Genomic DNA, 25,652 nt, shown 5'->3' on the forward strand with positions numbered 1-25,652 from the left:
CCGTATCCGAGCGCGGGCGGCGGGCCGTATCCGGGGCAAGGCGGCGGGCCGTATCCGGGGCAGGGCCATGGGCGGGGGCCGTGGGAGGGGCCGGTGCGGGTGGCGCAGCGGCTCAGCCCCAAAGTGCTGCTCATCGACCCCGTACGCACGCTCCCCTCCCTCCTCCTCCCGCTGGTGGGCGTGCTGTTCGTCGGCGGCTTCTCGGCCAGGTCGTACGCCTTCGCGGCGACGGGCGTCATCGCGGCCGTGGTGTTCTCGGTCGTCAAGTGGGCCACGTTCACGTACGAGATCGTCGGCGACCGCCTGGAGACCAAGCGCTCCCTGATCAGCCGCTCCATCCGCACCATCCCCCTGGAACGCATCCGCGGCGTCGACGTCAGCACTCCGCCCATGCACCGGCTGCTCGGCCTGGCCGTAGTCAAGATCGACACGGGGGCGAGCGGCGACGAGGAGGAGGCCAAGCTCGCCGGCGTCACCCTCGAAGAGGCGGAACGCCTGAAGGCCGTGCTCCTGCGCCACACGGCCGCGCCCGTCCCCGGCGGCGTCCAGGCTCAGGCGCACGAGCCCGCACCGCCCGCCGAACGTACGATCATCAGCGTGCCCCGCAAGTGGCTGCTGTACGGGCCGCTGTCCGGCGCGTACCTGCTGACCCCGTTCGCCTTCGCGGGCGGTGTCGTGGGGCTGGCGTTCCAGTGGGGCGACGAGCTGGGCTTCGGCCGGGACGCCGCCTGGAGCGTGGGGCAGTGGCTGTGGGAGCACCCGTACCTGCTGCTCGCCGTCGCGGTGCTGCTCGTGCTGGCGATGCCGTTCGCGGGCGGCCTCATGTACGCCGTCTTCAACTGGGACTTCCGCCTCAAGCGCCGCGACGGCTACCTGGTGGCCGAGCGCGGGCTGGTCAACCGGCGCAGCGTGTCGCTGGAGTTCCAGCGCGTACGCGGCTACGAGATCGTGGACGGCCTGGCCGAACGCTGGGCGGACGTCGTACGCGTCTGGGCCATCGTGACCGGGCTCGGCGACTCGGAGACGCGCGGACAGCTCCTGCCCGACGTGCCGCGCGATGTCGCCTTCCAGGTCACCGGAGACGCCATCGGCCCCTACCGAGGCGACCTGCGGGAACATCCGCCGGTGGCGCGGCAGCGCCGCCTGTTCCGCGCGATCGCCCCGTGGGCGGTGGCGGCCCTGGCGAGCGCGGCCGGCGTCTGGTTCACCGGGGCGATGATCTGGTGGATCCTCCTCGTCCTGACCGCCCTGCTCGCCGTCGCCGGTGTCCCGCTCGGCCTCGACAGGTACGCCTCGCTCGGGCACGGCTACGACGGCCGGCGGCTCTCCGTGCGATCCGGGTCGCTGCGCCGCGCCCAGGCGGTGGTCGAACGCCGCGCGGTGGTGGGCTGGCGGCTGCGCCAGACCTGGTTCCAGCGCCGCGCCGGGGTGCTCACGCTGATCGCCGGCGCCGGGGCGGGAAAGGGCGGCTATTCGGCCGTGGACGTGTCGATGGATCAGGCGGTCGGCTTCGCCGGCGAGGTCACCCCGGAATGGCTCGCCCCCTTCCTCGACCGGAACCGCTGACGGCAGGTGCGCGTGGCCGTACGAGGGGGTGAACGCGGCCGGTTCCGGGGCGGCGACGCGATCTGGGCTGCCGCGTACGGGCTCTCAAGGGCCGCGCTGGCTTCGGCGCTGCCCCGGAGGTCTCGACGGACGCTGCCCTGGAGGTCCCGACGGACGCAGCGGCCCCGACCTGACCACTGACTGGGGCGGTTGCGGTGGCAGTGCGGCAGGCACTGGTGAGAAGCGCACCTCGCCGCATGCGGCGCTAGGGGTGGCCTTCGGCGCACCGGTGCGGGCTCGGTGTGCGCGCTGCGTGCTCAGTGGGTGGTCTGCCGGGTGTGGGCACGCAAGGCCAAGGGCCGTGGCGATGGCGGCGTTCGCCGGCGGAAGCGTGCGCAGGCCGTAGCGGGAGGGTTTCCCCTTGCCTGATGAACGCTTCCCGGCGACGAGCGGGGCGGTGGGCTCCGGTGGGTCAGTCCTGGCGGCGGGCGCCGAACATGATCTCGTCCCACGTCGGCACGGACGCGCGGCGGCCACGCGACTTGCGACGCCCAGCGGGCTTCGGCGCGGGCGCGGGCGTGGGTGCCGGCACCGGGACGGCCGGCGCCTCCTTGCCGTCGTCCTTGCCCGTCCGGGCCGCAGGGACCGCCGGAGGGGCGGGCTTCGGCTTGGGCGCGGGACGCGGCTTCGGCTCCGGGGCAGGCTCGGGCGCCTTCTCCTCGCGGCCGGCTTCGGCCTGCTCGGCGGCGGCCGCCGGCTGCTCCTGAGCCGGTGCGGGCACGGGGACCGCCGCCTCGCCGGACGCGGCCGGCTCCTCCGCGGAAGAGGGCTGCTCCTGCTCGGCCTTCGCGGGCTCGGCCGCTGTGGCCACGTCCGCTTCGGCGGCGGAGGGCTCGGCCTTCGCCGCAGCGGCGTCGGCGGCCGCGTCCTGGGCCTTGTCCGTCTCCGCGCCGTCCCCGTCCCCGGCCTCGGCGGTCGCGGGCTCGGCGGTCGCGGGCTCGGCGGTCGCGGGCTCGGCGGTGCCGGTGGCGGCCGTGGCTTCGGGTTGAGCGGCGGCTTCAGGCTGAGAGACGGCGCTCGCGGCCTCGGCGCCGGTCTGGACATCGGCGGTGGCCTCGGCCTTGACCTCGGCACCGGCCTGGACGTCGGCGGTGGTCTCCGCCTTGACCTCGGCACCGGCCTGGACGTCGCCGGCGGACCCGGCGGCGACGGTGGTGGCCTCGGCCGTCGCACCCGTCTCGGCCACGGTCGTCGTCGCGCCCGTCTCGGGTACGGTGGCCGTTCCCTCGGCGCCGGCGGCCGGCTGCTCGGTGGCCGAAGCGGCGGCAGGGGCCTCGGACGCGGGTGCGGTCGCCTGGGCGGTGGTCGCCGCAGGAGAGTCCTGTCCGGCGGTCGCCGAAGACGTGCCCGACCGCTCGGCGGCGGCCGGGGAGGTGGTCGCCGGCGATGTGGCGGCCGTAGGAGCGCCGGTCTGCGGCACGGCTGCGGACGCCTCGGGCTCGGACGTGGTCTTCGCCTCGGCGGCGGGCTGCGGTACGGCCGTGTGGCCGGTGCTCGGCTGGGACGCCTGTCCTGTGGTGCCCTCGGCGGTGGTGGCGGGAGTCTGGGACGGGGTGGCCTGCCGAGCGGGTGCGCTGGTGGCGGGGGAGCCGGATGACGCGGCGGCGGGCGAGGGCTGCGGCGTGACGGGCTCTGTGCCGGGTGCGCGGTCGGCCGGAGCGTAGATGGAGGGCCCGGTGTCGCGGCCCGAGCTGAAGTCGGGCAGCCACGGCGAAGACCCGCCGCGGCGGGTCGAGCTCTCGCCGGGGCGGGCGTGGCCGGTCTCGCGGGCGGACTCGGGACGTGCCGGGTCGCGCGTGGGCGGGTGGAACGGCTCGCGGGCGCCCGGCTCGTGACGCGAGGAGTCGCGGGTCAGCGGGTCGAAAGGCCCGGGACGCGGTGTCTCGCGGGCAGGGTCGAGCGGCCTGGGACGCGAGGTGTCCCGAGCGGGGTCGAAGTCGGCCGGATCGAAGGGCCCGGGGCGCGAGGTGTCGCGGGTGGCGGTGTCGGAGCCCGGGGTGTCGGAGCCCGGGGTGTCGCGGGCGGCCGGCTCGAAGGGCTCGGCGTCGCGGGCGCCGCTCTCGGCGTGGTCCTGGCGGGACGCGTCGCGGTCGCCCGGCCGTCCGGGCAGGTCGTAGCCCACGGCGGGCTCTTCGGCGGGCTCGCGCCGCAACGGGAACGGCAGCGTCTCGGACGACAGCGGCGGCACCGGCTGCAGCTTGGCTACGCGCGGCGTGAACGGCGTCACCGTGGTGTCCTCGACCACGGGCGGCTCGGGGTCGAAGTCGGCGGAGGACAGGCGGAGGGCCTCGTCGTCGTGGGGAGTGACGTGACGCTTGCGCGGGTCGAAGAGCCACTCGGCGTGCCGGGTGTGGCCGTTCCAGACGTAGCCGAGCTTGACCCGCCACAGGCCGTCGTCGCGCTTGGCGCTGTCCCAGTCGATCTCGTCGGTGGGCACGCCGCGCCGGGTGAGGCGCTCGGCCACGAGGTCACCGAGCGTGGGCCCGGGCGCGGACTCTCCCGGCATGCGTACGGCGACCCGCTGCGCCTGCTGGGCGACGTATTCCCGCTCTTGGAGCACCGGCCCCTCGAACCAGCGGACACGCTCGACCGGGATCCCGGCGGTCGCGGCTATCTCCTCCGCCGTCTCTCCGGCGCGGATGCGGGCCTGGATCTCCTTGGGACGCAACGGGCTCTCCACTTCGATCTCGTACTGGCCGAGACGGGAGAAGTTGCCGCGGACGGCAGCTCGGAGCCGGTCGTCCACGGGGAGCGTGAAGCGTGTCCCTCTCCCGGCAGTAGCCAGGACGAGGTAAGTGCCGTCCTCACTCACCGCGACGAGTCGGAGCTCCTGCATGCGAGTCCCTTCGTCAGCGTCGCCATTCTTCCCCCGGACCCTTGAGTCTCTCGCGTGTGCCGGTTGCCTGCCAGCACCGTACCCGGCATGTCCGAACATCGCCTTCCTGGGATAGCCCAAGGGCGATGTGACGCCGATCACATTTGTGGAGTCCATTCCTCTAGAGCCCGCCATCGCGCATGAGGAGGTTATGCGGCCGCGAAGGGTTCTGGCGAATCGCGCCCCGGGCGTTCGAGCAGCCGAGCTTGTCGGCCAGGGCGGCCGGTCCTGAATTGGGATGAAGTGCCAGGTGGCGGGCGGCGACTCCGGCCAGGTACGGGGCGCGGGCGGAGTACGCGAGCCCGTCGGCGGTGACCTGGCAGGCACCGGTGTCGGAGGCTCCTATGACGAACATGCCGGAGCGGGACAGCGACCGCGCGGCCCTGCTCAGGGCAGGGGAGTCGGCACCGTCGATGGACAGGGCGGTGACGGAGGGGCCGCGGGCGTGCCGGTGTATCCAATCCAGCCCGGCGAGCAGGTCGGACAGGGTGCCGGTGCCGGCACAACCGAGCACGCGCACGGAGGCGATGCCGGCTTCGGGCGCGGCGCGGTGGGCGCGGGCGGCGACGCGGGTGCCGTGGCCCCGGCAGTCGCGCCCGGTGCCGCCGGTGGCGTCGAACGCCCGCCAGGCCCGATCGTCGAACCGGGCGCGGCGGACCTTGACGCCGCTGTCCACGACGTACACGGTGGTGCCGTCGCCGCCGCTCCTGACGGGGACGCGCCGGGCGGGTCCGCGGGTGGCCAGGGCGTGGATCTCGCGATCGGGCTCGATCGTCTGCACGCGCGGGTCGGCGCGCAGCTCGGCGAGCTCCGATGGCGTCAGGAAGGTGGCGAGGCCGGGCAGCGCCGAGGTGTAGTAACGGCGTACTCGCCAGCGCACCTCGCCGACGAGGTCGCGCGCGGCCGCGCGGTCGCGGGCCGTGACGACGTAGGGGCGGGCGGGCTCTGGCGGCATTTCGCGCAGGGCGAGTCCGGAGGCGGGCGTCATGGCCAAGGGGACGGCGGTCGTGGCTGCCGTTGCCACGGCCGCGGCGAGGTACACGGAGGGCAGGCCGAGTCGTCGGGGCACGATTTACAAGGGTGCCTGTCACGCAGCTCACAGGAACATCAGGACACGCAGTCGCGTCTATTCACGAGACAGCTCTTTACCTGACGCATGGCGAGAGAGGACTGATCCGGGGGATGAGCGGCGAGCGGCCGAAGTTCGAGCTGAGCCTGCCGCAGATCCTCGGCAGCGCCCTGGCGGCGGTGACGGCCGCCGTGGCCGCGTCGTACCTCGGTGTGGCAGGCACGGTGATCGGGGCCGCTGTCGTGAGCGTGTCGAGCACGGTGGCCACGGCGATCTACACCCACTACCTCAAGCGCACGGGGGAGCGGGTCAAGCAGCGCACGCAGGCCGCCAAGGAGGGCAAGGAACGCGAGGACGCCGAGGAGCCGCGCGCCCGTCGCAGGCTGCCGTGGGTGAAGGTGGCGGCCGCGGCGTCGGTCGTGTTCGGGGTGAGCATGGGCGGCATCCTCGTCTACCAGGCGCTCACCCACCGGACGGTGCACGAGCAGGTCACCGGCAAGAAGCCTGCCCAGGCCCAGCAGGCACGCCAGGAGCCGCGCCGTGAGCAGCGGCACCGGGACACCGGGTACTCGCCGCCCGCGTACGTCACCACGCGCACGCCCGGGCACGCCCCGGCCCCGACGCCGTCCGCCACGCCCACGCCGGACGGCACGAAGGAGCAGCCGTCCACGAAGCCGAGCGTCAGGCCGACTCCCAAGCCGGCTCCGTCCGGGAGCGAGTCCGGCGCGGTGCACCCGTCGGAAGCGCCGAGCACGCCGTCCCGCGACGGCGGGCGCCCGCCGGGGGCCGAGGAGCCGCAGGACCCGGCCGCGCCGTCGTCCCCGCAGGGGCAGGAGGACGAACCGGCCGGTCAGGACCGCGCGCAGCCGCTCTCCTGATCCGGCTCGGGACGCCGGAACGCGACCGTCCTCCCTCTGAGAGTCGCCCCTCGGATACGCGTCACAAAGGCCGCGGCTAGGGGCCGAGGACGGTGTCCAGGTAGGCGTTGGTGAAGAGCCGGTCGGGGTCCAGGCGGTCGCGCAGCGCCACGAAGTCGGCGAACTTCGGGTACGCCCCCGCCAGGTACGCGGCGTCCCGCGTGTGCAGCTTGCCCCAGTGCGGCCGCCCGTCGAGCCGGGTCATGATCTCCTCGACGCCCGCGAAGTAGGCGGGGTTGGGGGTCGGCCGGTAGACGTGGCAGGCGACGTACGCGGTCGGGCGCCCGTACGCGGTGGACAGCCACGCGTCGCTGGGCGGCGTCACCCGCACCTCCACCGGGAAGCCGATCTTCCAGTCCATCCGCTCGATCAGGTCGCGGAGTTCGCGCAGCGCCTGGGCCAGCCGCTCGCGCGGGATGGCGTACTCCATCTCCAGGAAGCGCACGTCGCGCCGCGCCGTGAACTGCTTGTACGAGGCGTCCACCGACGAGGAGTCGCCGAGCGCCGCCGCGCTGACGGCGTTGATGCGGGGGATGAGGCCGGGCAGCCGGGCGCCGAGCGCGCAGGCGGCGCCGAAGAGGGTGTTCTCCAGGAAGACGTTGTCCAGCCAGCGGCGGAACGCGCCGGGCGGCCTGGGCGGGCCAGGGCTGCGGTTGTTGGTCTTGACCAGGCAGGCGTCGGTGTGCGGCAGCCAGAAGAAGTCGAGGTGCTCGTTTTCCGAGGTCAGCTCGTCGAGCGAGCCGAGCATGTCGCTGAGCGCGAGCTTGCGCCGCCGGTTGTGCAGCAGGAAGGCCGGTTCGACGCGGAAGGTGACGCTGGTGAGTACGCCGAGCGCGCCGAGGCCGACGCGGGCGGCGTCGAAGAGGTCGTCGCCGGGGGAGACGGTGGTGAGCGTGCCGTCGGCGAGCACCATCTCCAGCTCGGCGATCTGGTCGGCGAGCCCGCCGCTGTCGCGTCCCGTGCCATGGGTGCCGGTCTGTACGGCTCCCGCCACCGTCTGCTCGGCGATGTCGCCCATGTTGGCCAGGGCCAGGCCGCGTTCGGCGAGCAGTTCGTTCAGCACGCGTAAGGGGGTGCCGGCGCGTACGGTCACCCGGTCGCCCGCGACGGATTCGATGCCGGTGAGCGCGTCGGGGCGGAGCATGATGCCGTCGGTGAGGGCCACCCCGGTGAAGGAGTGGCCCGTTCCCACCATGCGGACGCGGCGGCCGGAGCCTGCGGCGTCGCGTACGGCGCGGGCGACCTCCTCCGCGGAGGCCTGGCACGCGGGTCTCCGCCGGGGTGCCCGTCTGGTTGCGCGCCCAATTGACGAAGGCCACGAGCACCCTCCAGCAGAAGAATCGTCCGGTCAGACGCGAACGATACTCACTGCTCCCAGCCCTCGGGAAGCGGGAAGGCGTCACCGGGCTCGAGCTTCTGGTCCTTGATCACCTCGGAGACCGTGACCAGGTGGTAGCCCTTGTTCTTCAGGGTCTTGATGAGCGCCGGCATGCCGTCGACGGTCTGCTTGACCCAGTCGTGCATGAGGATGATGCCGTTCTGCTCGGCGACCGCCAGCGTCTGCTTCTGGATGGCCTTGACGTTCTTGGAGCTCCAGTCCTTCGAACCGGCCGTCCACAGGATGATCGGCATGCCGAACTCGGTGGCGATGTCCGAGACCTGCAGGTCGGTGAGGCCGTACGGCGGGCGCAGCAGCTTGGGCTCGACGCCCGCGGCCTTCTTCACCGCGTCCTGCGTCTTCTTGATCTCGTCGCGGATCTTCGCGCCGTCGCTCTTGGTGAAGTCGGGGTGGCTGTAGCTGTGGTTGCCCAGCTCGTGCCCCTCGGCGACCATGCGCTTGACGAACTGCGGGCGGGCCTTCACGTACTGGCCCTCAAGGAAGAACGTCGCCTTGGCGTCGTACTTCTTCAGCGTGTCGAGCAGCTTGCCCGCGTACTTTCCGGGCCCGTCGTCGAAGGTCAGCGCGAGGCACTTGACCTGGGAGCAGTTGACCGGCTTCTTCGCCTTCGCCGTCTTCTTGGCGGCAGTGGACTTGGCTCCCTGGGCGGGGGCGGGGGTCGCCTCGGCGATGGCCGGCGCCGGGGCGAGAGTTACGCAAACAGCCGCGATTGCTAGAAGTGAACTCAATTGTCGGGACATGACTAGTGCTTCCAGATTGTTGGGTGTTGCGAGGGATCTCCCGACCGTAGCGGATCAGCTCTCGGCGGGTGAAGCGGCCCCGGGAACTCTCAGCAAACCCGAACCACCGATCCCGATGGTCACCGCCACGACGGCCGCGGCCACGGAGAAGCCGTACGCGGCGGAGGCGCCGTACGCCTCGGTGAGCCGCCCGCCCGCCCACGAGCCCGCCGACACGCCGAACCCGATGGCCGTCGAGATCCAGGCCATGCCCTCGGTGAGCAGCGACTGCGGCACCAGCCGCTCGGTGAGCGAGAAGCACGTGATGAGCGTGGGCGAGATGGCGAAACCGGCCAGAAAGAGGGCGCCGGCCATGATCCAGGGATGGCCGACGAACATGATCGGCACCAGGCCGATCGCGAACAGCGCCAGCGCCCTGACGAACCGGGCCCGCAGCGAGATCCGCCAGCGGCGCGAGCCGAACCACAGCCCCGACACCATCGAACCGCCGGCGAACGCCGCCAGCAGGAAGCCCGCCACGCCCTTGACCCCGTGCTCCTCGGCGAAGGCCACCGTGATCAGGTCGACCGAGCCGAAGATCGCGCCGAGCGCCAGCGCGACGGCCGCCAGCACGGTCACCCCGGGGATCAGGATCGGCGTCCCCGACCCCGACTTGAGCTCCTGCACGGGCGGCTGCGTGCCGCGCTGCGCGGCCAGCGCCAGGCAGCCGCCCAGCATGCACAGCATGGCCACGATCAGCCCCGCGTACGGGTTCACGGCGGTCGCGAGCACCGTGACCAGCGCGGGCCCGGTGACGAAGACCACCTCGTCGGCCACCGACTCGAACGCGAACGCGGTGTGCAGGCGCCCGGAACCGCCGTAGATGACCGACCAGCGGGCCCGCACCATCGAGCCGATCGACAGCGACGTGGCGCCCACGACCAGGCCGGACAGGTAGTAGGTCCAGTCGGGCAGCCCCCAGCCGGCGAAGATCATGAGCGCGGACAGCGCGAGCGCGTTCAGCACCGCGAACGGCGGGATCACCCGGCCCTGGCCGAACCGGTCGACCAGCCGCCCGGACAGGGGAGCGGCCACGGCGAAGGCGAGATTGGTCGTGGCGGCGACCGCGCCTGCCGTGGCGTACGACTGGGTGAGCGTGGAGATCAACAGGATGACGCCGATGCCGAGCATCGACATCGGCATCCGGCCGATGAGCCCGGCCAGGACGAACGCTTTGACCCCGGGCCTTTCGAACAATCCCCGGTAAGGCCCGACCACGCCGTTTCCCCCTTACTTGTGCAGGCTAACCATTGCGCACCGTATGTCCGGATGGCAAGTGATTTAGCGGCGGGGTGAGTTAACGTGTCCCGAGTGTCCGGTCTTCCCAGCTTCCGTGCGGTCATGCTCATGGTCGCCGCCGTGCTCGTGGTCACCGCCGCGGCCGCGGGCGTCGTGATCGTCCTGGATCAGGATCTGGTCGGCACCACCCGGGGGACCGCCCAGGAGCCCGTGCGCAGGCCCCGCCCCCAGCAGCAGGCGCAGACCCCGGCGCCCCGCCTCGACCAGATGGTGCCCACCGCCGAGCCGGTCAAGGACTTCGGCGAGGGCGGTCCCAGCGTCACCGTGACGCCGCCGCGGGTGCTCGCCGTCGCCGCCGGGACCGTGCCCAAGCAGACCAGGTTCCGGCTGGGCGAGCTGGCCCACGTGCAGAAGGTGATCGTGGTGGACGCCGGCGCCGTCAAGGTGTCGGGCACGCCGCTGAACCTGCTGGCCGTGAACCCCGCCGAGTTCCGCTCGTGGACCCCGCAGCCGGTCGCCGACCAGCCCGCCGTGTGGAGCGCGCTGACCAGGGGCGAGCTGGTGGCCGACGCGGCGGCGATGAGGAAGTACGGCATGATCCTCGGCGCCTACTACCAGGTGGACGGCGGCCCCAGGCTGCGCGTGGCCGCCTCGGCGAGCCTCGGCCTGCACGGCGTCGACGGGATCATCAGCGCCGACCTCGGCAGGTCGCTGGGGTTCGCCCAGGGCGTGGCCGTGCTGCTGCACGGCAAGGAGGGCAAGATCAGCCAGGCGGGCGTGAAGAAGCTGCTCGGCAAGGGCAGCCAGGTCGTCCTGCTCGACGCCGCCGCCCGTACGCCCAAACGACAGCAGCAGCGGCGGCAGCCCGCCGAGCAGCAGGTCACCGTCGGCCGCCCGCGCAGCTACCTGGAGCTGTACAAGGCCGCCGCCACCCGCTGCCCCGGCCTGTCATGGACAGTGCTCGCCGCCATCGGCCAGGTGGAGAGCGGGCACGGACGCAACAACGGGCCGTCCAGCGCGGGCGCGCTCGGGCCGATGCAGTTCATGCCCGCCACCTGGAAGCACTACGGCGTGGACGGCGACGGCGACGGCAAGAAGGACATCTGGAGCCCGTACGACGCCGTGCCCGCCGCCGCCGACTACCTGTGCGCCAACAAGGCGGGGCAGGGCGGCGAGCGGCTGCGCAAGGCGATCTGGTTCTACAACCACTCGTGGGACTACGTGAACAAGGTCCTGGCGATCGCCGACGCCTACGCCAAGGCGTATGCCTGACGCGCCACGCCTGACTCAGGAAGCCTGGGGACGCCTGCGCGGCGGCGGGCAGCAGGTCAGCGGGCAGGGCACCGGCTCCGGTTCCTCCATCAGCTCGCGCACCATCTGGACGAAGCGCGGGTGCGTGCCGGCCGTCGCCGCCCGCTCCATGGGCAGCTCCAGCTCGGCGGCCACCTGCCTGGCCTCGGTGTCGAGGTCGTAGACGACCTCCATGTGGTCGGAGACGAAGCCGATCGGCACCAGCACCACCGAGCGGGCGTCGGTCTTGCGCAGGTAGTCGCAGACGTCCGGCTCCAGCCACGGCACCTGCGGCGGGCCGCTGCGTGACTGCCACACCAGGTCCCACGGCTCGGTGCGGCCCAGTGCCTGGTTGACCAGCTCGGCGCTCCTGCGCAGCTGCGCCTCGTACAGGCCGCCTTCGGGCCGGCGGTCTCGGCCATGGAGACGGGGATGCTGTGGGCGGTGAAGACCAGCCTGGCGTCGTCACGGCCGAGCCGCTCGAGCGCGGCCCTGGTGTGGTCGGCCATCGCCGCCACGAACCCGGGGTGGTCGCCGTAGTGGCGCATCTTGACCAGCTCGGGGCCGCCCTCGATGGAGATCCGCTTGATGTCCTCGTAGTACTGGCGGCAGCTCGAATAGCCGGCGAACGCCGACGTGGCGAACACCGCGGCCTTGCGCACGCCGTCGGCCTTCATCTGCCGCACGGTGTCCTCGCCGAACGGATGCCAGTTGCGGTTGCCCCAGTAGACCGGCACGTCCACGACCTGGCGCAGCGCCTCGACCAGGTCGCGGTTCTGCTGGTTGATCGGGCTGACCCCGCCGAAGCTCTGGTAGTGCTCGGCCACTTCGAGCAGGCGCTCGCGCGGCACGCCGCGGCCGCGCACGACGTTCTCCAGGAACGGCATCACGTCGTCGGGACCCTCGGGGCCGCCGAACGACAGGACCAGCAAGGCGTCGTAAATTCCCACGTGACAACACTATGCGGGTGTGTCGGCGGTCCCTGCCGCGAGGTAGGTTCGGACGGGTGAGCGCATTCAACGACATACGCGACTATGTGGCCATCCCCCGAGTTCTCTCGCTCAAGCTCTCGCCCGACGGGTCGCGGCTGGTCTCCACCGTCCAGTCCCTGAACCCCGACGGCAAGTCGTTCGGCACCGCGCTCTGGGCGATCCCCGTGGACGGAGAGCCGTACCGGCTGACCCGGTCGGCCAAGGGCGAGTCGGCCGCCGTCTTCACCACGGGCGGAGACGTGCTGTTCACCTCCGCCCGCCCCGACCCCACCGAGAAGGACTCCACCGACGAGGTGCCCGCCCTGTGGCTGCTGCCCCGCGCCGGCGGCGAGGCCCGTCAGGTGGCGAGCAGGGCCGGCGGCATCAGCGCCGTGCGCACCGCGGGCGACGTGGTCGTCTTCGTCTCCGACGTGCTCGACGGTGAGGAGTCGGCCGACGCCGGCAAGCGCAAGGCCCGCAAGGACGCCGGGATCAGCGCCATCCTGCACGAGAAGTACCCGGTCCGTTACTGGGACCACGACCTCGGCCCCGGCCGGCCCCGGCTGTTCGCCGGCCGGCTCGGCGCCGACCGTCTCGAAGACGTCCGCGACCTGACCCCCGACGCGGGCGACGCGCTGCGCCAGGGCGACTTCGAGCTGACCCCCGACGGCGCCTCCGTCGTCGCGACCTGGCGGCTCTACCTGCCCAAGGGCGAGTCGCGTACGGAGCTGGTGGTCATCGACGTGGCCACCGGCGAGCGCCGCGTGCTGCTCAGCGACGACGACGCCGACTTCCAGGGCCCGCTCGCCGTCTCGCCCGACGGCACCAAGGTCGCCTGCACCCGCGACCGCAAGACCGGCTACGACGTCTCGGCGCGCTCCGAGCTGTGGATCGCCGACCTCACCACCGGGCAGGGCCGCGCGTACGCCCCCGACCTGTTCCCCATGGACGTCGCCTGGGCCCCCGACTCGTCGGCCGTCTACCTCGTCGCCGACCACCAGGGCCGCCGCCCCGTCTTCCGCGTGCCGCTCGACGGCGAGGTCACCAGGCTCACCGGCGACGACGCCGCGTACCTGCACGTCAACCCGTCGCCCGACGGGCGCTTCGTCTACGCCCTGCACAGCGGCATCGCGCTCGCCCCAGGCCCGGCCAGGATCGACGCCGCCACCGGCGAGGTCGCCGACCTGCCCTCGCCCGCGCCGCGCCCCGAGGTGCCCGGCACGCTCACCGAGGTCACCGCCACCGCCGACGACGGCGCGACCATCCGCGGCTGGCTCGCCCTGCCCGAGTCCGCTTCCGCCGCCGACCCGGCCCCGCTCGTGGTGTTCATCCACGGCGGCCCGCTCGGCTCCTGGAACGACTGGCAGTGGCGCTGGCAGGCGTGGATCCTCACCCAGCAGGGCTACGCCGTCCTCCTGCCCGACCCCTGCATGTCCACCGGCTACGGCCAGGCGATGATCGACAGGGGCTGGGGCAACTGGGGCCCGCGCACCCAGGCCGACCTCGACGCGATCGTGGACGCCGCCATCGCCAGGGACGACATCGACGCCGAGCGCACCGCCGCGATGGGCGGCTCGTACGGCGGCTACATGGCCAACTGGCTCGCCGGTCACACCGACCGCTACAAGGCCATCGTCACCCACGCCTCGCTGTGGAACCTCGACCAGTTCTCCGGCACCACCGACTTCGCCACGTACTGGCGGCGGGAGTTCGGCGATCCCGGCGGCGAGCGCTACCAGCTGCTGTCGCCGCACAACTCGCTCGACCGCATCACCACCCCGATGCTCGTCATCCACGGCGACAAGGACTACCGGGTGCCGATCGGCGAGGCGCTGCGGCTGTGGTGGGACCTTTGCCGCACCGAGGTGGACGCGAAGTTCCTGTACTTCCCCGACGAGAACCACTGGATTCTCAAGCCGGGCAACATCGTCGCCTGGTACGAGACCGTGCTCGCCTTCCTCGGCCACCACGTGCTCGGCCAGGAGTGGAAGCGACCGGAGTCGGTGGCCTGATGACGGACTTCCTGAGGCTCGCCGAGGAGATCGCCCGCGAGGCCGGCGAGATGCTGCTCGCCAAGCGGCCCACGATGTCCCGCGAGATCGAGACCAAGTCAAGCCCCACCGACGTGGTCACCGCCCTGGACAAGGCGTCGGAGGCGCTCATCCGCGAGCGCATCACGGCCGCGCGGCCCGGCGACCGCATCCTCGGCGAGGAGCAGGGGGAGGCGCCCGGCGAGTCCGACGTGCGCTGGATCGTCGACCCGATCGACGGCACCGTCAACTTCCTGTACGGCCTGCCCGACTGGGCGGTGTCGATCGCCGTCGAGGTGGCGGGCGAGGTCGTGGCCGGCGTGGTGAACGTGCCGGCGCGCGGCGAGGTCTACACCGCCGCGCGCGGCGAGGGCGCCTGGCTCGGCGGTGAGCGGCTGCACTGCAACACCGGGGTGCCGCTGCCGCAGGCGCTGATCGGCACCGGCTTCGGCTACGCCAAGGCCCGCCGCGAGGTGCAGGGCGAGGTGGTGGCCAAGGTGCTGCCGCGCGTCCGCGACATCCGGCGCGGCGGCTCGTGCGCCATCGACATCTGCTCGGTGGCCGCGGGCCGGCTGGACGGCTACTACGAGCGCGGCGTCAACAAGTGGGACTTCGCGGCCGCCGCTCTCGTGGCGACCGAGTCGGGCGCCCGGATCGGCGGGCTGCACGGCAGGCCGATCGGCCCGGAGTTCGCGCTGTGCGCCGCTCCCGGCCTGTTCGAGGAGCTGCACGACCTGCTGGCGTCGCTGGACCCGCTGCGCGGCGCCTGAGCCGCGGGAGATGAGCGCCAAACGGCCGGGGCCACACGGCTCCGGCCGTTTCGCGTCGGCTAACGGGGCAGCGGGATGCCGTGATCGTCGGCCAGGCGCCGCAGGTCCTCGATCTCGGCGGTGAGGGTGTCGGCGAGGTAGTCGTCGCCGGCGCTGCGGGCCTCCCGCAGGTTCTTGTAAGCCTGGTCGAGGCGGTGTTCGATCGTGGTGGTGAACTCGCCCATCTCACCTACTCTCCGGGGGTCCGTTCCGTGCAAGGGCGAAGTATTGCCATCGTGGGCTGATGCCCGGGCAATGGGTGTCCCGCTGGCATACCCCAGGTCCTCGCCTTCTGAAACATGAATTTCACCAAGCTTCCGTAAGGCCGCCTCGCAGCGGCCCTGCGGCGCCCCTCGGCGTGGTCCGGAGCGGCCGGAACATGCCTTACCGTGCGCTTATCGAAGCTGTGGCCAGAATGAGTGACCGGAATGGGAGAGAGGTGTACCGAGCGTGCGCGTGCTGGTGGTTGAGGACGAGAAGGTGCTGGCCGACGCGATCGCGACGGGGTTGCGGCGCGAGGCCATGGCGGTCGACGTCGCCTACGACGGCGGCGGGGCGTTGGAGCGTACCTCCTACATCGACTACGACGTGATCGTGCTGGATCGCGACCTGCCGGTCGTGCACGGTGACGAGGTGTGCCGCAGGCTGGTGGAGCAGCGCACGGCCTCGCGCATTCTCATGCTGACCGCTTCGGGCGACGTGGACGACAAGGTGGAGGGCCTCGGCCTGGGCGCCGACGACTACCTGGCCAAGCCGTTCGTGTTCATCGAGCTGGTGGCCAGGGTGCGCGCGCTCGGCCGCCGCTCCGCCCCCGCGCTGCCGCCCGTGCTTGAGCGCGCCGGCATCCGGCTCGACCCCGGCAAGCGGCTGGTGGAGCGCGACGGCAGGGAGGTCGTGCTCACCAAGAAGGAGTTCGCGGTGCTCGAAGAGCTGATGCGGGCCGAGGGCGCCGTGGTCAGCCAGGAGGACCTGCTGGACAAGGCATGGGACGAGAACATCGATCCCTTCACGAACGTGGTCCGGGTGACCATGATGACGCTGCGTAAAAAGCTGGGCGAGCCGCAGGTGATCGAGACCGTACCCGGGGTTGGGTACAAGTTGTGACGGACAGGCCAGAGCGTGAAGCGGGTCCGACGCACCCCATGATCAGCCCGCATTCCGAGCGAAAGGCGACGCGCGTACAGGAGACGCCGCCGCCACCGACGGGTCCGCCGGTGTGGGACGGCCCCCCTCCGCCCGCGCAGGCGCTCCACCAACGCTCCACCATGGAACGTGTGAAGGAGCTTCCCGGCAAGGTCAGCATCCGGTGGCGCCTGACCCTCACCTATGGCGCCCTGGTGTTCGCCGCCGCCGTGGCGCTGCTGCTGTCGATGTACGCCATCATCGGCAACGCCATCAGTGAAGCCTGGCCGACCATCGACCTCGGGCTGGACCCCTTCTCCGACGCGCGGCTGCAGCAGCGCTGGCAGCAGTTCCAGCAGATGGCCATCGACAAGGCCCGCGACGCGCTGCTGTACAGCTCCGTCATGGCGCTGGCGGGCGTGGGCATCCTCGCGCTCATCATCGGCTACTTCGTGGCCGACCGCACGCTGAAGCCCGTCGCGCAGATGACCGCGACGGCGCGGAAGCTGTCGGAGAGCACGCTGGCCCACCAGCGCATCGCGCTCGAAGGCCCCAACGACGAGCTGAAGGAGCTGGCCGACACCTTCGACGCCATGCTGACCCGGCTCAACGTCGCCTTCGACACCCAGCGAAGATTCGTGGCCAACGCCTCACACGAATTGCGCACGCCGCTCACCATCAACAGGACGGTCCTGGAGATCGCGCTTTCCGATCCGCAGGCGTCCGAGGATCTCAAAGCGCTCGGCCGTACCCTCCTTGAGGTCAACGCGCGTAACGAGAAGCTCATCGAGGGGCTGCTGCTGCTCGCCAGGAGCGAACGCGAACTCGCGGTGCGCAAACCGCTGGACGTCAAGGAGGTCGCTCAGTCGGCGGTCGAACAGGTCACGCCGTTCGCCGAGGAACACGGTGTGAGCGTGGTCACCGATCTGGTCAGCGCGCCTACCGTGGGCGATCCCGTGCTCCTGGAGCGGTCGGTGAGCAACCTGCTCGAGAACGCGGTGAAGTACAACATTCCCGAAAGCGGAAAAGTCTGGATCCGTACGGGAATGGTGGACGGGGCCTTGGTTGTTCAGGTGGCCAACACGGGGCAGCACGTCCCCGCGTACGAGGTGAACAGCCTGTTCGAGCCGTTCAGGAGGCTCCATGCGGATCGGGTGGATTCGGCCAAGGGCGCCGGTCTCGGGTTGTCCATCGTGCGCGCGGTCGTGCAGGCCCACGGCGGGAATGTCTCCGCCGTGCCGCGCGATGGCGGAGGGCTTGTGGTGACCATTCGGCTACCGGCGCGCTGACGCGGAGGCGTTCCTGGCGCGTTCGTCCGCGTGTTGTCGCAAGGGGGCGTCTCGTTCTCGCCGCACATGTGGTTGGATGTGCCGTCGAACACGGTGGTGCATGACGCCAAGGCTGTGGGTTTCGCCATATTTGGCTAACCATTGCCGACGGCAGCAGGCCCTGACGTGTTGGGAGGTTCGTCGTCCGTTTCCTCGGGGTACCGATGGGAAATCTCCCCGACGGAACGGGCACAAGATGGGCTTCCCGGACGTTAGAAGACGCGCGATGAGCGCGAAGACATATAGATGAGGGGGATGGAGTAAGCACAATGGCTACCGACTACGACAGCCCGCGCAAGACAGACGACGACCTGGGTGAAGACAGCCTCCAGGAGCTTCAGGCGCGGCGCACCGACAAGTCGTCCGGCAGCATCGACATCGATGAGACCGACCTGGCGGAGTCGCTCGAACTGCCCGGTGCCGACCTGTCGAACGAAGAGCTCTCCCTGCGGGTGATCCCCCGCCAGGCGGACGAGTTCACCTGCTCACGCTGCTTCCTGGTGCATCACCGCAGCCAGCTGGCCTCCGAGAAGAACGGCCAGCAGGTCTGCCGGGAGTGCGCCGCCTGACCACTGGAGCGACCGAGCTCCGGGTAAGGGGACAGAGGACCACGACAGCCCACGAACCCGAGCGATCGCGACATCAGTTACGGAGGCAACGCGTGGCCGAACCGGAGAAAGACCGCCAACCGGACGATGAGGTCGCCGGCCCCGACCGCGAGGTCGGCGAGCTCGTCGGCAGGCTCACCGCTCCGGGTGAGCTCGAGCCGGCCGAGCGGCGCAGGCTGCTCGGCCGACTTGCGCAGAGGCTGTCCGAAGGAGCGAAGCGGGCACGGGCGACCGGCGCCGGCCGCGGCCGCTGGCTTGCGGACGTCTTCCTCAACATCGCGCCGCGCATCCCGATCAGGGACCTGCACACCCTTTCCGAGCACCATCACGGCCTGACCGGCGAAGAGCTCGCCGACGACCTGGTGCGCACCGCCCAGAAGGCCACGATGACGGTAGGCGCCATCGGCGGAGCACTGGCCGCGGCCGAGTTCGCCGCGCCGCCCCTCCTGCTCTCCGCCCCCGCGCAGCTCGTCGCCGAGACCATCGTCGTCGCGGCCATCGAGGTCAAGCTGCTGGCCGAGTTGCACGAGGTCTACGGCGTCCACGTCCAGGGCTCGGGCGCCCAGCGCGCCATCGCCTTCACCGCCGCCTGGGCCAGGCAACGCGGCATCGACCCCCTCGCCCCCGCGTCCGTCTCCCTGGCGCTCGGTGCGGCCACCAAGACGGCCCTGCGCAATCGCCTCATGCGCACGCTCGGCCGCCATCTCAGCACGTTCGGGCCGTTCCTGACCGGCGCCATCGCCGGCGGGGCGCTCAACCGCATGGCCACGAAGAAGCTCGGCGAGGCCATCCGCGCCGATCTGCGCATCAAGGCCCCGCTGCCCGAGGCCCCCGCGCCGAAGCCGGTGCGCGGCGGGGCGCGCGGCGAGCTGGAGGGCTAGCCGGGCCCTCCCGGCCGTCAGGCCGGGTGCGGCCGCAGACCGTCGAAGGTCATGCTGAGCAGCGCGTCGGCCAGATCGTCCGCCGATGCGCCACGCCCCGGCCGGTACCACTCGGTGATCGAGTTGACGGTGCCGAACAGCAGCCGCGTCACCAGGCCGGGATCGACGTCGGCCCTGATGGCGCCCTCCGCCACCGCCTCGCCGACCAGCCCGCTGACGAACCGGTCGAACTCCCTGCGCCGCTCCAGCGCCGCCTGCTCGGTGCCGCTGTTGCCGCGCACCCGCAGCAGCAGCGTCACGTACGGCAGCCGCTCCACGAGGATGCGCACGCTCTGCCTGACGACCCACTCAAGCCGGTCGACGGCCGAGCCCGACGCGGCGCGCTCGTCGGCCACCATCGCGAACAACCCGTCAAGCGCCCGGTCCAATGCCCTGGCGAGCAGCTCCTCCTTGCCCGGCACGTGGTAGTAGATGGCCGACTTGGTCACGCCGAGCGCCTTAGCGAGGTCCTCCATGCTGGTGCCGTCGTAGCCGCGCTCGTTGAAGACACCGACCGCGATCGACAGCACCGACTCGGGATCGAGGCCCCGCCCGCGCCTGCGCGCGGGCGGGCGAGCGGCCCCAGAGGCGGCACTGGAGGAAGCCTGAGAGGCGGTCTCAGGCACGGCGCTGGTCGATGACGCGTTTGAGCTTGCCCACCGAACGCTCCAGCGTCTCGGGGTCCACCACCTCGACCTCGACGCTCACGCCCACGGTCTCCTTGACGGCGGTGCGCAGCGCCTGCGCCGCCGCCTCGCGCCCCTCCACGAACCCGGGCCGCGCCTCGACCCTGACCGTCATCACGTCGAGCCGTCCGGGACGGGTGAGCCTGAGCTGGAAGTGCGGCGACAGGCCCTCGATCCCGAGCACGATCTCCTCGATCTGGGTGGGGAAGACGTTCACGCCGCGCAGGATGATCATGTCGTCGGTGCGGCCGGTCACCTTCTCCATGCGGCGGAACGCGGGCCGCGCGGTGCCGGGCAGCAACCGGGTCAGGTCGCGGGTGCGGTAGCGGATGACCGGCATGGCCTCCTTGGTGAGGGTGGTGAAGACCAGCTCGCCCTTCTCGCCCGGCTCCACCGGCTCGCCGGTGAACGGGTCGATGATCTCGGGGTAGAAGTGGTCCTCCCAGACGTGCAGCCCGTCCTTGGTCTCGACGCACTCGTTGGCCACGCCGGGGCCGATCACCTCCGACAGGCCGTAGACGTCCACCGCGTCCAGGTCGAAGGCGTCCTCGATCTCGGCGCGCATCTTCTCCGTCCACGGCTCCGCGCCGAAGATGCCGACCCGCAGCGACGTGGCGCGCGGGTCGAGGCCCTGGTTCGCGAACTCGTCGAGCAGGGCCAGCATGTACGACGGCGTCACCATGATGACGTCGGGCTTGAAGTCCTCGATGAGCCGCACCTGCCGGGGCGTCATGCCGCCGGAGACCGGCACCACCGTGCAGCCCAGCCGCTCGGCGCCGTAGTGGGCGCCGAGCCCGCCGGTGAACAGGCCGTAGCCGTAGGCCACGTGCACGATGTCGCCGGGCCTGCCGCCGGACGCGCGGATCGAACGGGCCATCACCTCGGCCCACACGTCCAGGTCGTGCTTGGTGTAGCCGACCACGGTGGCCCGTCCCGTGGTACCGCTGGAGGCGTGGATCCTCGCCACCTGCTCGCGGGGCACCGCGAACATGCCGAACGGGTAGCTCTGCCGCAGGTCCTCCTTCGTGGTGAAGGGGAACTTGGCCAGGTCGGAGAGCTCCTTGCAGTCGTTCGGGTGCACGCCCGCCTTGTCGAACTTCTCCCGGTAGAGGGGGACGTTGCGATAGGCGTGGTCGAGGGTGTGCCGCAGGCGCTCGAGCTGGAGCGCCATCAGCTCGTCGCGGGATACGCGCTCGATGGGGTCGAGCTCGTGGGGTGCGGGGGTCGTCCCAGTCTCATTTCGACCGTCTCACTTCAGCTCCCGGCTCCGGCCGCGGAACTCCGCGACCACCTGACCGTCGGGCCTGCGCACGGTGACGTCGTAGATGCCGCTGCGGCCGTAGCGCGTGCGCTCCTCCGCCTCGGCGATCAGCACGTCGCCCGCGTGAGCCGGGGAGACGAAGGTGATCTCCGCCCCCGCCGCAACCGTGACCGGCCCATGACTGTTGCACGCGCACGCGAACGCGGTGTCGGCCAGCAGGAAGACGTAGCCGCCGTGGCAGATGCCGTGCCCGTTGACCATCTGCCCGGTCACCGTCATCCGGCACACCGCCCGGCCCTCGCCCAGCTCCTCCGGCACGATGCCCAGGGCGGCTGATGCGGTGTCGGCCTCCATCATGCGGCGCGCACTATCCACAACGGTCTCCCTTGTCAACTGACCGAATGTTCGGTAAACCAATCACCAGCGGAACACGCCTGTCAAGAGCCACCACGCGCACCGGGGACAGCCGGGGCGTGAGCGGGAAGAGACTCCTAGGAGCGTGCACGCCGCCCCGGACCGACCGGCCGGGAGCGGCAGTGCCTTGAGCGGGAGGAGACAGCGATGGCCAAGCCGTTCGCCTCGTCGGCGGACCTCGGCGAGAAGCGGCAGTCCCTGGAGGTCCTGGCGGACGGCGTGTACGCGCTCACCGCCGAAGGCGACCCCAACGTCGGAGCCATCGAGGGCGAGGACTTCCTCGTCTGCTTCGAGGCCATGGCCACGCCGGTGGCCGCCCGCCGCTGGCTGACCCGGCTGCGCGAGCACACCGACAAGCCGATCAGGTACCTCGTGCTCTCCCACTACCACGCGGTCAGGGTGCTGGGCGCGTCCGCGTTCGGGGCCGATGTGATCGTCACGCACGAGAAGACCCACGAGCTGATCGCCGAGCGCGGCGAGCAGGACTGGGCCAGCGAGTACGCGAGGATGCCCCGCCTGTTCGAAGAGCCCGGCTCGATCCCCGGCCTGACCTGGCCGACGGCGACCTTCAGCGACCGCTTCACCATCGACCTGGGCGGCGGGCGCGGCGACCTGGTCCTGCAGTACTGCGGGCGCGGCCACACCGAGGGCGACCTGGTGGCCTGGCTGCCCGAGCAGCGCGTGCTGTTCGCCGGCGACCTGGTCGAGTCGCAGGCCGCCCTCTACACCGGCGACGCCTTCCACCGCGACTGGGCCTCCACGACGCTCGACCGGGTGGCCTCGTTCGGGGCCGAGACGCTGGTCGGCGGGAGGGGAGCGGTGGCGCGCGGCAAGGACGCCGTCGCGGCGGCCATCGGGCAGACCCGCGACTTCCTGACCGTCATGATGCGCGAGGTGAGCGCGGCCGGATCGGTGAAGGAGGCGTTCGAGCGCACGCACAAGGCGCTCGCACCCCGCTACGGCTCCTGGCCGATCTTCGAGCACTGCCTGCCGTTCAACGTCTCGCGGCTGTGGGACGAGCTGCACGGCGTCGAACGGCCCCGCATCTGGACCGCCGAGCGCGACCGGCAGGTCTGGGACGAACTCCAGTCATGACCGCCGAGCCGCAGGTCATCGTGATCGGCGCGGGGCCGGTCGGGCAGACCGCCGCGCTGCTGCTGGCCCGCTGGGGCGTTCAGGTGCTGGTGCTCGATCAGCGGCCGGAACGGGGGAGCGGCGGCTCGAAGTCGATCTGCCAGCAGCGCGACGTGCTCGACATCTGGGCCGCCGCGGGCGCCGGGCAGGTCGCCGAGGAGGGGCTGGCCTGGACCACCGCCCGCACCTACTACCGCGGCCGCGAGCTGTTCTCCTGGACGTTCGAGCGCGAGGGGCCGCTGCCGCCGTGCGTGAACATCTCCCAGACCCGCACCGAGCAGATCCTCGACGCCGCCATCGCCGCCCAGCCGCTCATCGAGGTGCGCTGGCAGCACGAGGTGACCGGGCTGACCCAGGACGCGACCGGCGTCACCGTCCACTGCGGGCAGCGGCGGCTGCGCGCGCCGTACGTGCTGGCCTGCGCGGGCGCGCGGGGCCAGGCGGTACGCGCGGCGCTCGGCGTGGAGTTCACCGGTGAGACGTTCGACGACCAGTTCCTGATCTGCGACATCAAGGCCGACCTGCCGGGCTGGGAGAACGAGCGCCGCTTCTACTTCGACCCGGTGTGGAACCCGGGGCGGCAGGTGCTCATCCACCCGTGTCCCGGGGGCACGTACCGGATCGACTGGCAGATCGCGCCCGACTTCGTCCCCACCGACGCCGACATCGCGCGAAAGATCCGGCAGATCATCGGCGACCGCCCCTACGAGCTGCTGTGGCACAGCACCTACCGCTTCCACTCGCGCCTGGCCTCCCGGATGCGGGTCGGCAGGGTGCTGCTGGCCGGCGACTGCGCGCACCTGGTGGCACCGTTCGGGGCGCGCGGGCTCAACTCCGGGGTGCCGGACGCCGAGAACGCCGCATGGAAGCTCGCCTTCGTGCTCAACGGCTGGGCGGGGGATGAGCTGCTGGAGTCGTACCACGTGGAGCGGCACGCCGCCGCGCGGGAGAACCTCGAGGTCACCGGCGCCACCATGCGCTTCCTGGTGCCGCGGACCGTGGAGGAGCGCATGCGGCGGCGGGCCGCGCTGGAGGGCGGGCGCGCGGAGGAGATCGACTCCGGCCGTTTCGCCGAGCCCTTCTGGTACGTCGACTCACCGCTGACCACGCCCGAGCCCTCACGCCCGTTCGCGGGCAGGCCGCCCAAAGGCAGGTCGTGCCCGCCGTCACCCGGCGTGATCCTGCCGGATATGGCGCTGCCGGGCGGCAGACTACGCGAGATCACCCGAGACGGATTTCTCGTGCTATTGGGTGATATGTGCAATTCGAGTTTGTTTGCGCAGGTCTTGGGCAAGGTCATTACGGCGCCGCTCGCCGTTCGCGGGCTCGCGGAGATCGATGGGACTGGCTCGCTCGCTGAGAGGCTCGGTGCCGGGCCGGATGAAGCATGGATCATCAGGCCCGACTCCCACATCGCCGCGATCCTCCCCCAGGCGGGCCCGGAGCAGGTAGCGGCCGCTGTTAGCCGCGCGCTCGGCGGCTTTCCTGACATATGACCCCATAGGAGGACTGCGTGACTGGCCGTAGCTCGTTCTTGATCGTCGCGAACCGATTGCCGGTGGACCGCACGATCGAACCCGACGGAACGGCCTCGTGGCGCAGGAGTCCTGGCGGGCTCGTCACCGCGATCGCCCCGGTGATGCAGCGCCGCCACGGAGCCTGGGCCGGCTGGCACGGTGCACCAGACGAGAAGCTCGAACCCTTCCAGCAGGACGGGATGAACCTCATCCCCATCCCGCTGTCCGCCCGCGAGGTGGAGCTGTACTACGAGGGCTTCTCGAACGCCACTCTGTGGCCGCTCTACCACGACGTCGTGGCGACGCCTGTCTTCGACAGGCAGATGTGGGAGGCGTACCAGTCCGTCAACCAGCGCTTCGCCGAGGCCGCCGCGGAGGCGGCCGAGGAGGGCGCCGTCGTCTGGGTGCAGGACTACCAGCTCCAGCTCGTGCCCGCCATGCTGCGCCGTTTGCGGCCCGACCTGCGCATCGGGTTCTTCCTGCACATCCCCTTCCCGCCCACCGAGCTGTTCTGGCGGCTGCCCTGGCGCAAGGACATCGTCGAAGGCCTGCTCGGCGCCGACCTGGTGGGCTTCCAGCTGCCCGGCGGCGCGTCGAACTTCCGCCGGCTGTGCCGCCGGCTGCTCGGGCTGCCGTACAAGGGGAACGAGATCTTCCTTGACGACCGCATTGTCACCACGCAGGCGTTCCCGATCTCGGTGGACTTCGCGCACCTCGACGCGCTCGTACGCGAGCCGCACATCGTGGCCAGGGCCAAGGAGATCAGGATCGAGCTGGGCGAGCCCGAGCACGTGCTGCTCGGCGTGGACCGCCTCGACTACACCAAGGGCATCGGGCAGCGCCTCGAAGGCTTCGGCGAGCTGCTGAAGGACGGGCGGCTGCGGCCGGGCGAGGCGGTGTTCGTACAGATCGCCACGCCCAGCAGGGAGCGCGTGGACGAGTACCGCAAGCTCCGCGACGACATCGAGCTGCAGGTCGGGCGGATCAACGGCGAGCACGCCCAGCTCGGCTACCAGCCCATCTGGTACTTCCACCAGTCCTACAACCAGGAGGAGCTGGCCGCGCTCTACCTCGCCGCCGACGTCATGGTCGTCACGCCCCTGCGCGACGGCATGAACCTCGTCGCCAAGGAGTACATCTCCTGCCACCACGACCTGCAGGGCGCGCTGGTGCTGAGCGAGTTCACCGGGGCGGCCGACGAGCTGCGGCAGTCGTACCTCGTCAACCCGTACGACGTGGAGGACATCAAGCGGCAGTTGCTGAACGCCATGCGGGCCACGCCGCACGAGCTGGCCCGGCGGATGCGGACGATGCGCCGCCGGGTCGCCACCTACGACGTGGACCGCTGGGCGAACGAATTCCTCACTGCCCTGGAGTCACCTGCTTCAGCGACTTCCACGCGTCGTAGCGCTTCTTGGCGGTCCGGTTGACCACGATCTGCGCCACCGACATGCCCACCCCCATGACGACGGCGTAGCCGATCGCCTCGCCGAGGCTGACCTCGGGTGATTCGGTGTCGACGGGCGGCTCCTTGCCGGTCGCCTTCGTCCAGGCGAAACCCAGGATCTTGCGGGCCGCCCACGCCGTCACCAGACCCACCAGGCCGCCGATGACGCGCCAGGCGATATCTGGCTTCTCCTCCGCCATGTCGCTCTCCCTTCCCCTTTGTAACGAACACT

General features: G+C 71.4%; 23 protein-coding genes and 1 pseudogene. 12 read left to right on the plus strand and 12 right to left on the minus strand.

The window, feature by feature from the left end:
• Positions 1-93: 93 nt before the first annotated feature.
• On the plus strand, positions 94-1,566 hold the full coding sequence (locus WBK31_RS05025) for a PH domain-containing protein (protein WP_364067230.1): 1,473 nt from the start codon (positions 94-96) through the stop codon (positions 1,564-1,566).
• A gap of 451 nt (positions 1,567-2,017) precedes the next feature.
• Here WBK31_RS05025 and sepH read toward each other — a convergent pair whose 3' ends face one another.
• Together sepH and WBK31_RS05035 are read right to left on the minus strand one after the other, a co-directional pair.
• Entirely contained in the window at positions 2,018-4,615 is a 2,598-nt protein-coding gene (sepH, locus tag WBK31_RS05030; protein ID WP_406674389.1) for a septation protein SepH, read from the minus strand.
• Positions 4,602-5,549 (minus strand): protease inhibitor I9 family protein, encoded by a 948-nt coding sequence (locus WBK31_RS05035; protein WP_406674390.1) that lies wholly within the window; start codon positions 5,547-5,549, stop codon positions 4,602-4,604. The genes sepH and WBK31_RS05035 overlap by 14 nt, the downstream gene beginning before the upstream one ends.
• Positions 5,550-5,662: 113 nt before the next feature.
• On the opposite strand from WBK31_RS05035, the gene WBK31_RS05040 reads away from it, so the two are divergent.
• Positions 5,663-6,427 carry a hypothetical protein gene (locus WBK31_RS05040; RefSeq protein WP_364067236.1) on the plus strand — a complete coding sequence of 255 codons (765 nt, stop codon included), beginning with the start codon at positions 5,663-5,665 and terminating at the stop codon, positions 6,425-6,427.
• A gap of 76 nt (positions 6,428-6,503) precedes the next feature.
• On the opposite strand, the gene WBK31_RS05045 is transcribed toward WBK31_RS05040, so the two are convergent.
• Genes WBK31_RS05045 through WBK31_RS05055 form a run of 3 tightly spaced genes read right to left on the minus strand, consistent with a single transcriptional unit; the run spans position 6,504 to position 9,841 of the window.
• On the minus strand, positions 6,504-7,772 hold the full coding sequence (locus tag WBK31_RS05045; protein ID WP_406675448.1) for a D-arabinono-1,4-lactone oxidase: 1,269 nt from the start codon (positions 7,770-7,772) through the stop codon (positions 6,504-6,506).
• Between the two features lie 59 nt (positions 7,773-7,831).
• Positions 7,832-8,605: a polysaccharide deacetylase family protein gene (locus WBK31_RS05050; RefSeq protein ID WP_406674391.1), complete on the minus strand. Its 774-nt coding sequence runs from the start codon at positions 8,603-8,605 to the stop codon at positions 7,832-7,834.
• 54 nt (positions 8,606-8,659) lie between these two features.
• Positions 8,660-9,841, minus strand: a complete 1,182-nt coding sequence (locus WBK31_RS05055) for an MFS transporter (protein ID WP_406674392.1) — start codon at positions 9,839-9,841, stop codon at positions 8,660-8,662.
• A 114-nt stretch (positions 9,842-9,955) separates the two neighbouring features.
• Between WBK31_RS05055 and WBK31_RS05060 the strand changes: the two genes are divergently transcribed.
• The gene (locus tag WBK31_RS05060) at positions 9,956-11,155 is read left to right on the plus strand and encodes a lytic murein transglycosylase (protein WP_364067244.1); all 1,200 of its coding nucleotides are present in this window, start codon (positions 9,956-9,958) and stop codon (positions 11,153-11,155) included.
• Positions 11,156-11,170: 15 nt separating this feature from the next.
• Here WBK31_RS05060 and WBK31_RS05065 read toward each other — a convergent pair whose 3' ends face one another.
• Positions 11,171-11,566: a ferrochelatase gene (locus WBK31_RS05065; RefSeq protein WP_406675449.1), complete on the minus strand. Its 396-nt coding sequence runs from the start codon at positions 11,564-11,566 to the stop codon at positions 11,171-11,173.
• Positions 11,567-11,637: 71 nt separating this feature from the next.
• A pseudogene (locus tag WBK31_RS05070) lies at positions 11,638-12,060 on the minus strand (ferrochelatase); the annotation flags it as partial.
• Positions 12,061-12,134: 74 nt separating this feature from the next.
• Here WBK31_RS05070 and WBK31_RS05075 point away from each other — a divergent pair.
• Both WBK31_RS05075 and WBK31_RS05080 read left to right on the plus strand, forming a co-directional pair.
• Positions 12,135-14,156 carry an alpha/beta fold hydrolase gene (locus tag WBK31_RS05075; RefSeq protein WP_406674393.1) on the plus strand — a complete coding sequence of 674 codons (2,022 nt, stop codon included), beginning with the start codon at positions 12,135-12,137 and terminating at the stop codon, positions 14,154-14,156.
• Positions 14,156-14,944 (plus strand): inositol monophosphatase family protein, encoded by a 789-nt coding sequence (locus WBK31_RS05080; RefSeq protein ID WP_364067250.1) that lies wholly within the window; start codon positions 14,156-14,158, stop codon positions 14,942-14,944. Before WBK31_RS05075 ends, WBK31_RS05080 begins: the two co-directional genes overlap by 1 nt.
• 59 nt (positions 14,945-15,003) lie before the next feature.
• On the opposite strand, the gene WBK31_RS05085 is transcribed toward WBK31_RS05080, so the two are convergent.
• Complete coding sequence (locus tag WBK31_RS05085; protein ID WP_364067252.1) at positions 15,004-15,168, minus strand: hypothetical protein; 165 nt, start codon at positions 15,166-15,168, stop codon at positions 15,004-15,006.
• Between the two features lie 265 nt (positions 15,169-15,433).
• Here WBK31_RS05085 and WBK31_RS05090 point away from each other — a divergent pair, with 265 nt between their 5' ends.
• The 4 genes from WBK31_RS05090 to WBK31_RS05105 all read left to right on the plus strand — a co-directional run bounded on the left by WBK31_RS05090 (position 15,434) and on the right by WBK31_RS05105 (position 18,922).
• Positions 15,434-16,087, plus strand: coding sequence for a response regulator transcription factor (locus WBK31_RS05090; protein ID WP_364067254.1), 654 nt, complete (start codon positions 15,434-15,436; stop codon positions 16,085-16,087).
• Positions 16,088-16,125: 38 nt separating this feature from the next.
• Positions 16,126-17,394 (plus strand): sensor histidine kinase, encoded by a 1,269-nt coding sequence (locus WBK31_RS05095; RefSeq protein ID WP_378784522.1) that lies wholly within the window; start codon positions 16,126-16,128, stop codon positions 17,392-17,394.
• Between the two features lie 308 nt (positions 17,395-17,702).
• The gene (locus WBK31_RS05100) at positions 17,703-18,002 is read left to right on the plus strand and encodes a DUF4193 domain-containing protein (protein ID WP_020542847.1); all 300 of its coding nucleotides are present in this window, start codon (positions 17,703-17,705) and stop codon (positions 18,000-18,002) included.
• 92 nt (positions 18,003-18,094) lie between these two features.
• Positions 18,095-18,922: a hypothetical protein gene (locus tag WBK31_RS05105; RefSeq protein WP_364067258.1), complete on the plus strand. Its 828-nt coding sequence runs from the start codon at positions 18,095-18,097 to the stop codon at positions 18,920-18,922.
• Positions 18,923-18,939: 17 nt separating this feature from the next.
• Here WBK31_RS05105 and WBK31_RS05110 read toward each other — a convergent pair whose 3' ends face one another.
• The 3 genes from WBK31_RS05110 to paaI form a co-directional block, all read right to left on the minus strand.
• On the minus strand, positions 18,940-19,491 hold the full coding sequence (locus tag WBK31_RS05110; RefSeq protein WP_406674394.1) for a TetR/AcrR family transcriptional regulator: 552 nt from the start codon (positions 19,489-19,491) through the stop codon (positions 18,940-18,942).
• An 88-nt stretch (positions 19,492-19,579) separates the two neighbouring features.
• Positions 19,580-20,845 (minus strand): phenylacetate--CoA ligase PaaK, encoded by a 1,266-nt coding sequence (gene paaK, locus WBK31_RS05115; protein ID WP_378790129.1) that lies wholly within the window; start codon positions 20,843-20,845, stop codon positions 19,580-19,582.
• A 51-nt stretch (positions 20,846-20,896) separates the two neighbouring features.
• The gene (gene paaI, locus WBK31_RS05120; protein WP_364067684.1) at positions 20,897-21,265 is read right to left on the minus strand and encodes a hydroxyphenylacetyl-CoA thioesterase PaaI; all 369 of its coding nucleotides are present in this window, start codon (positions 21,263-21,265) and stop codon (positions 20,897-20,899) included.
• A 204-nt stretch (positions 21,266-21,469) separates the two neighbouring features.
• Between paaI and WBK31_RS05125 the strand changes: the two genes are divergently transcribed.
• Genes WBK31_RS05125 through WBK31_RS05135 form a run of 3 tightly spaced genes read left to right on the plus strand, consistent with a single transcriptional unit; the run spans position 21,470 to position 25,403 of the window.
• A complete protein-coding gene (locus tag WBK31_RS05125) occupies positions 21,470-22,417 on the plus strand; it encodes an MBL fold metallo-hydrolase (protein WP_406674395.1) in 948 nt (315 codons plus the stop codon).
• Complete coding sequence (locus WBK31_RS05130; RefSeq protein ID WP_364067266.1) at positions 22,414-23,952, plus strand: FAD-dependent monooxygenase; 1,539 nt, start codon at positions 22,414-22,416, stop codon at positions 23,950-23,952. Before WBK31_RS05125 ends, WBK31_RS05130 begins: the two co-directional genes overlap by 4 nt.
• Before the next feature lie 17 nt (positions 23,953-23,969).
• A complete protein-coding gene (locus tag WBK31_RS05135; protein WP_364067268.1) occupies positions 23,970-25,403 on the plus strand; it encodes a trehalose-6-phosphate synthase in 1,434 nt (477 codons plus the stop codon).
• Here the strand turns inward: WBK31_RS05135 and WBK31_RS05140 are convergent.
• Positions 25,336-25,620, minus strand: a complete 285-nt coding sequence (locus tag WBK31_RS05140) for a DUF4235 domain-containing protein (protein WP_364067270.1) — start codon at positions 25,618-25,620, stop codon at positions 25,336-25,338. The two genes, WBK31_RS05135 and WBK31_RS05140, sit on opposite strands and share 68 nt — an antisense overlap.
• Positions 25,621-25,652 lie beyond the last annotated feature (32 nt).

It is taken from the genome of Nonomuraea sp. N2-4H, from assembly GCF_045291505.1.
GTDB classification, from domain to species: domain Bacteria; phylum Actinomycetota; class Actinomycetes; order Streptosporangiales; family Streptosporangiaceae; genus Nonomuraea; species Nonomuraea fastidiosa.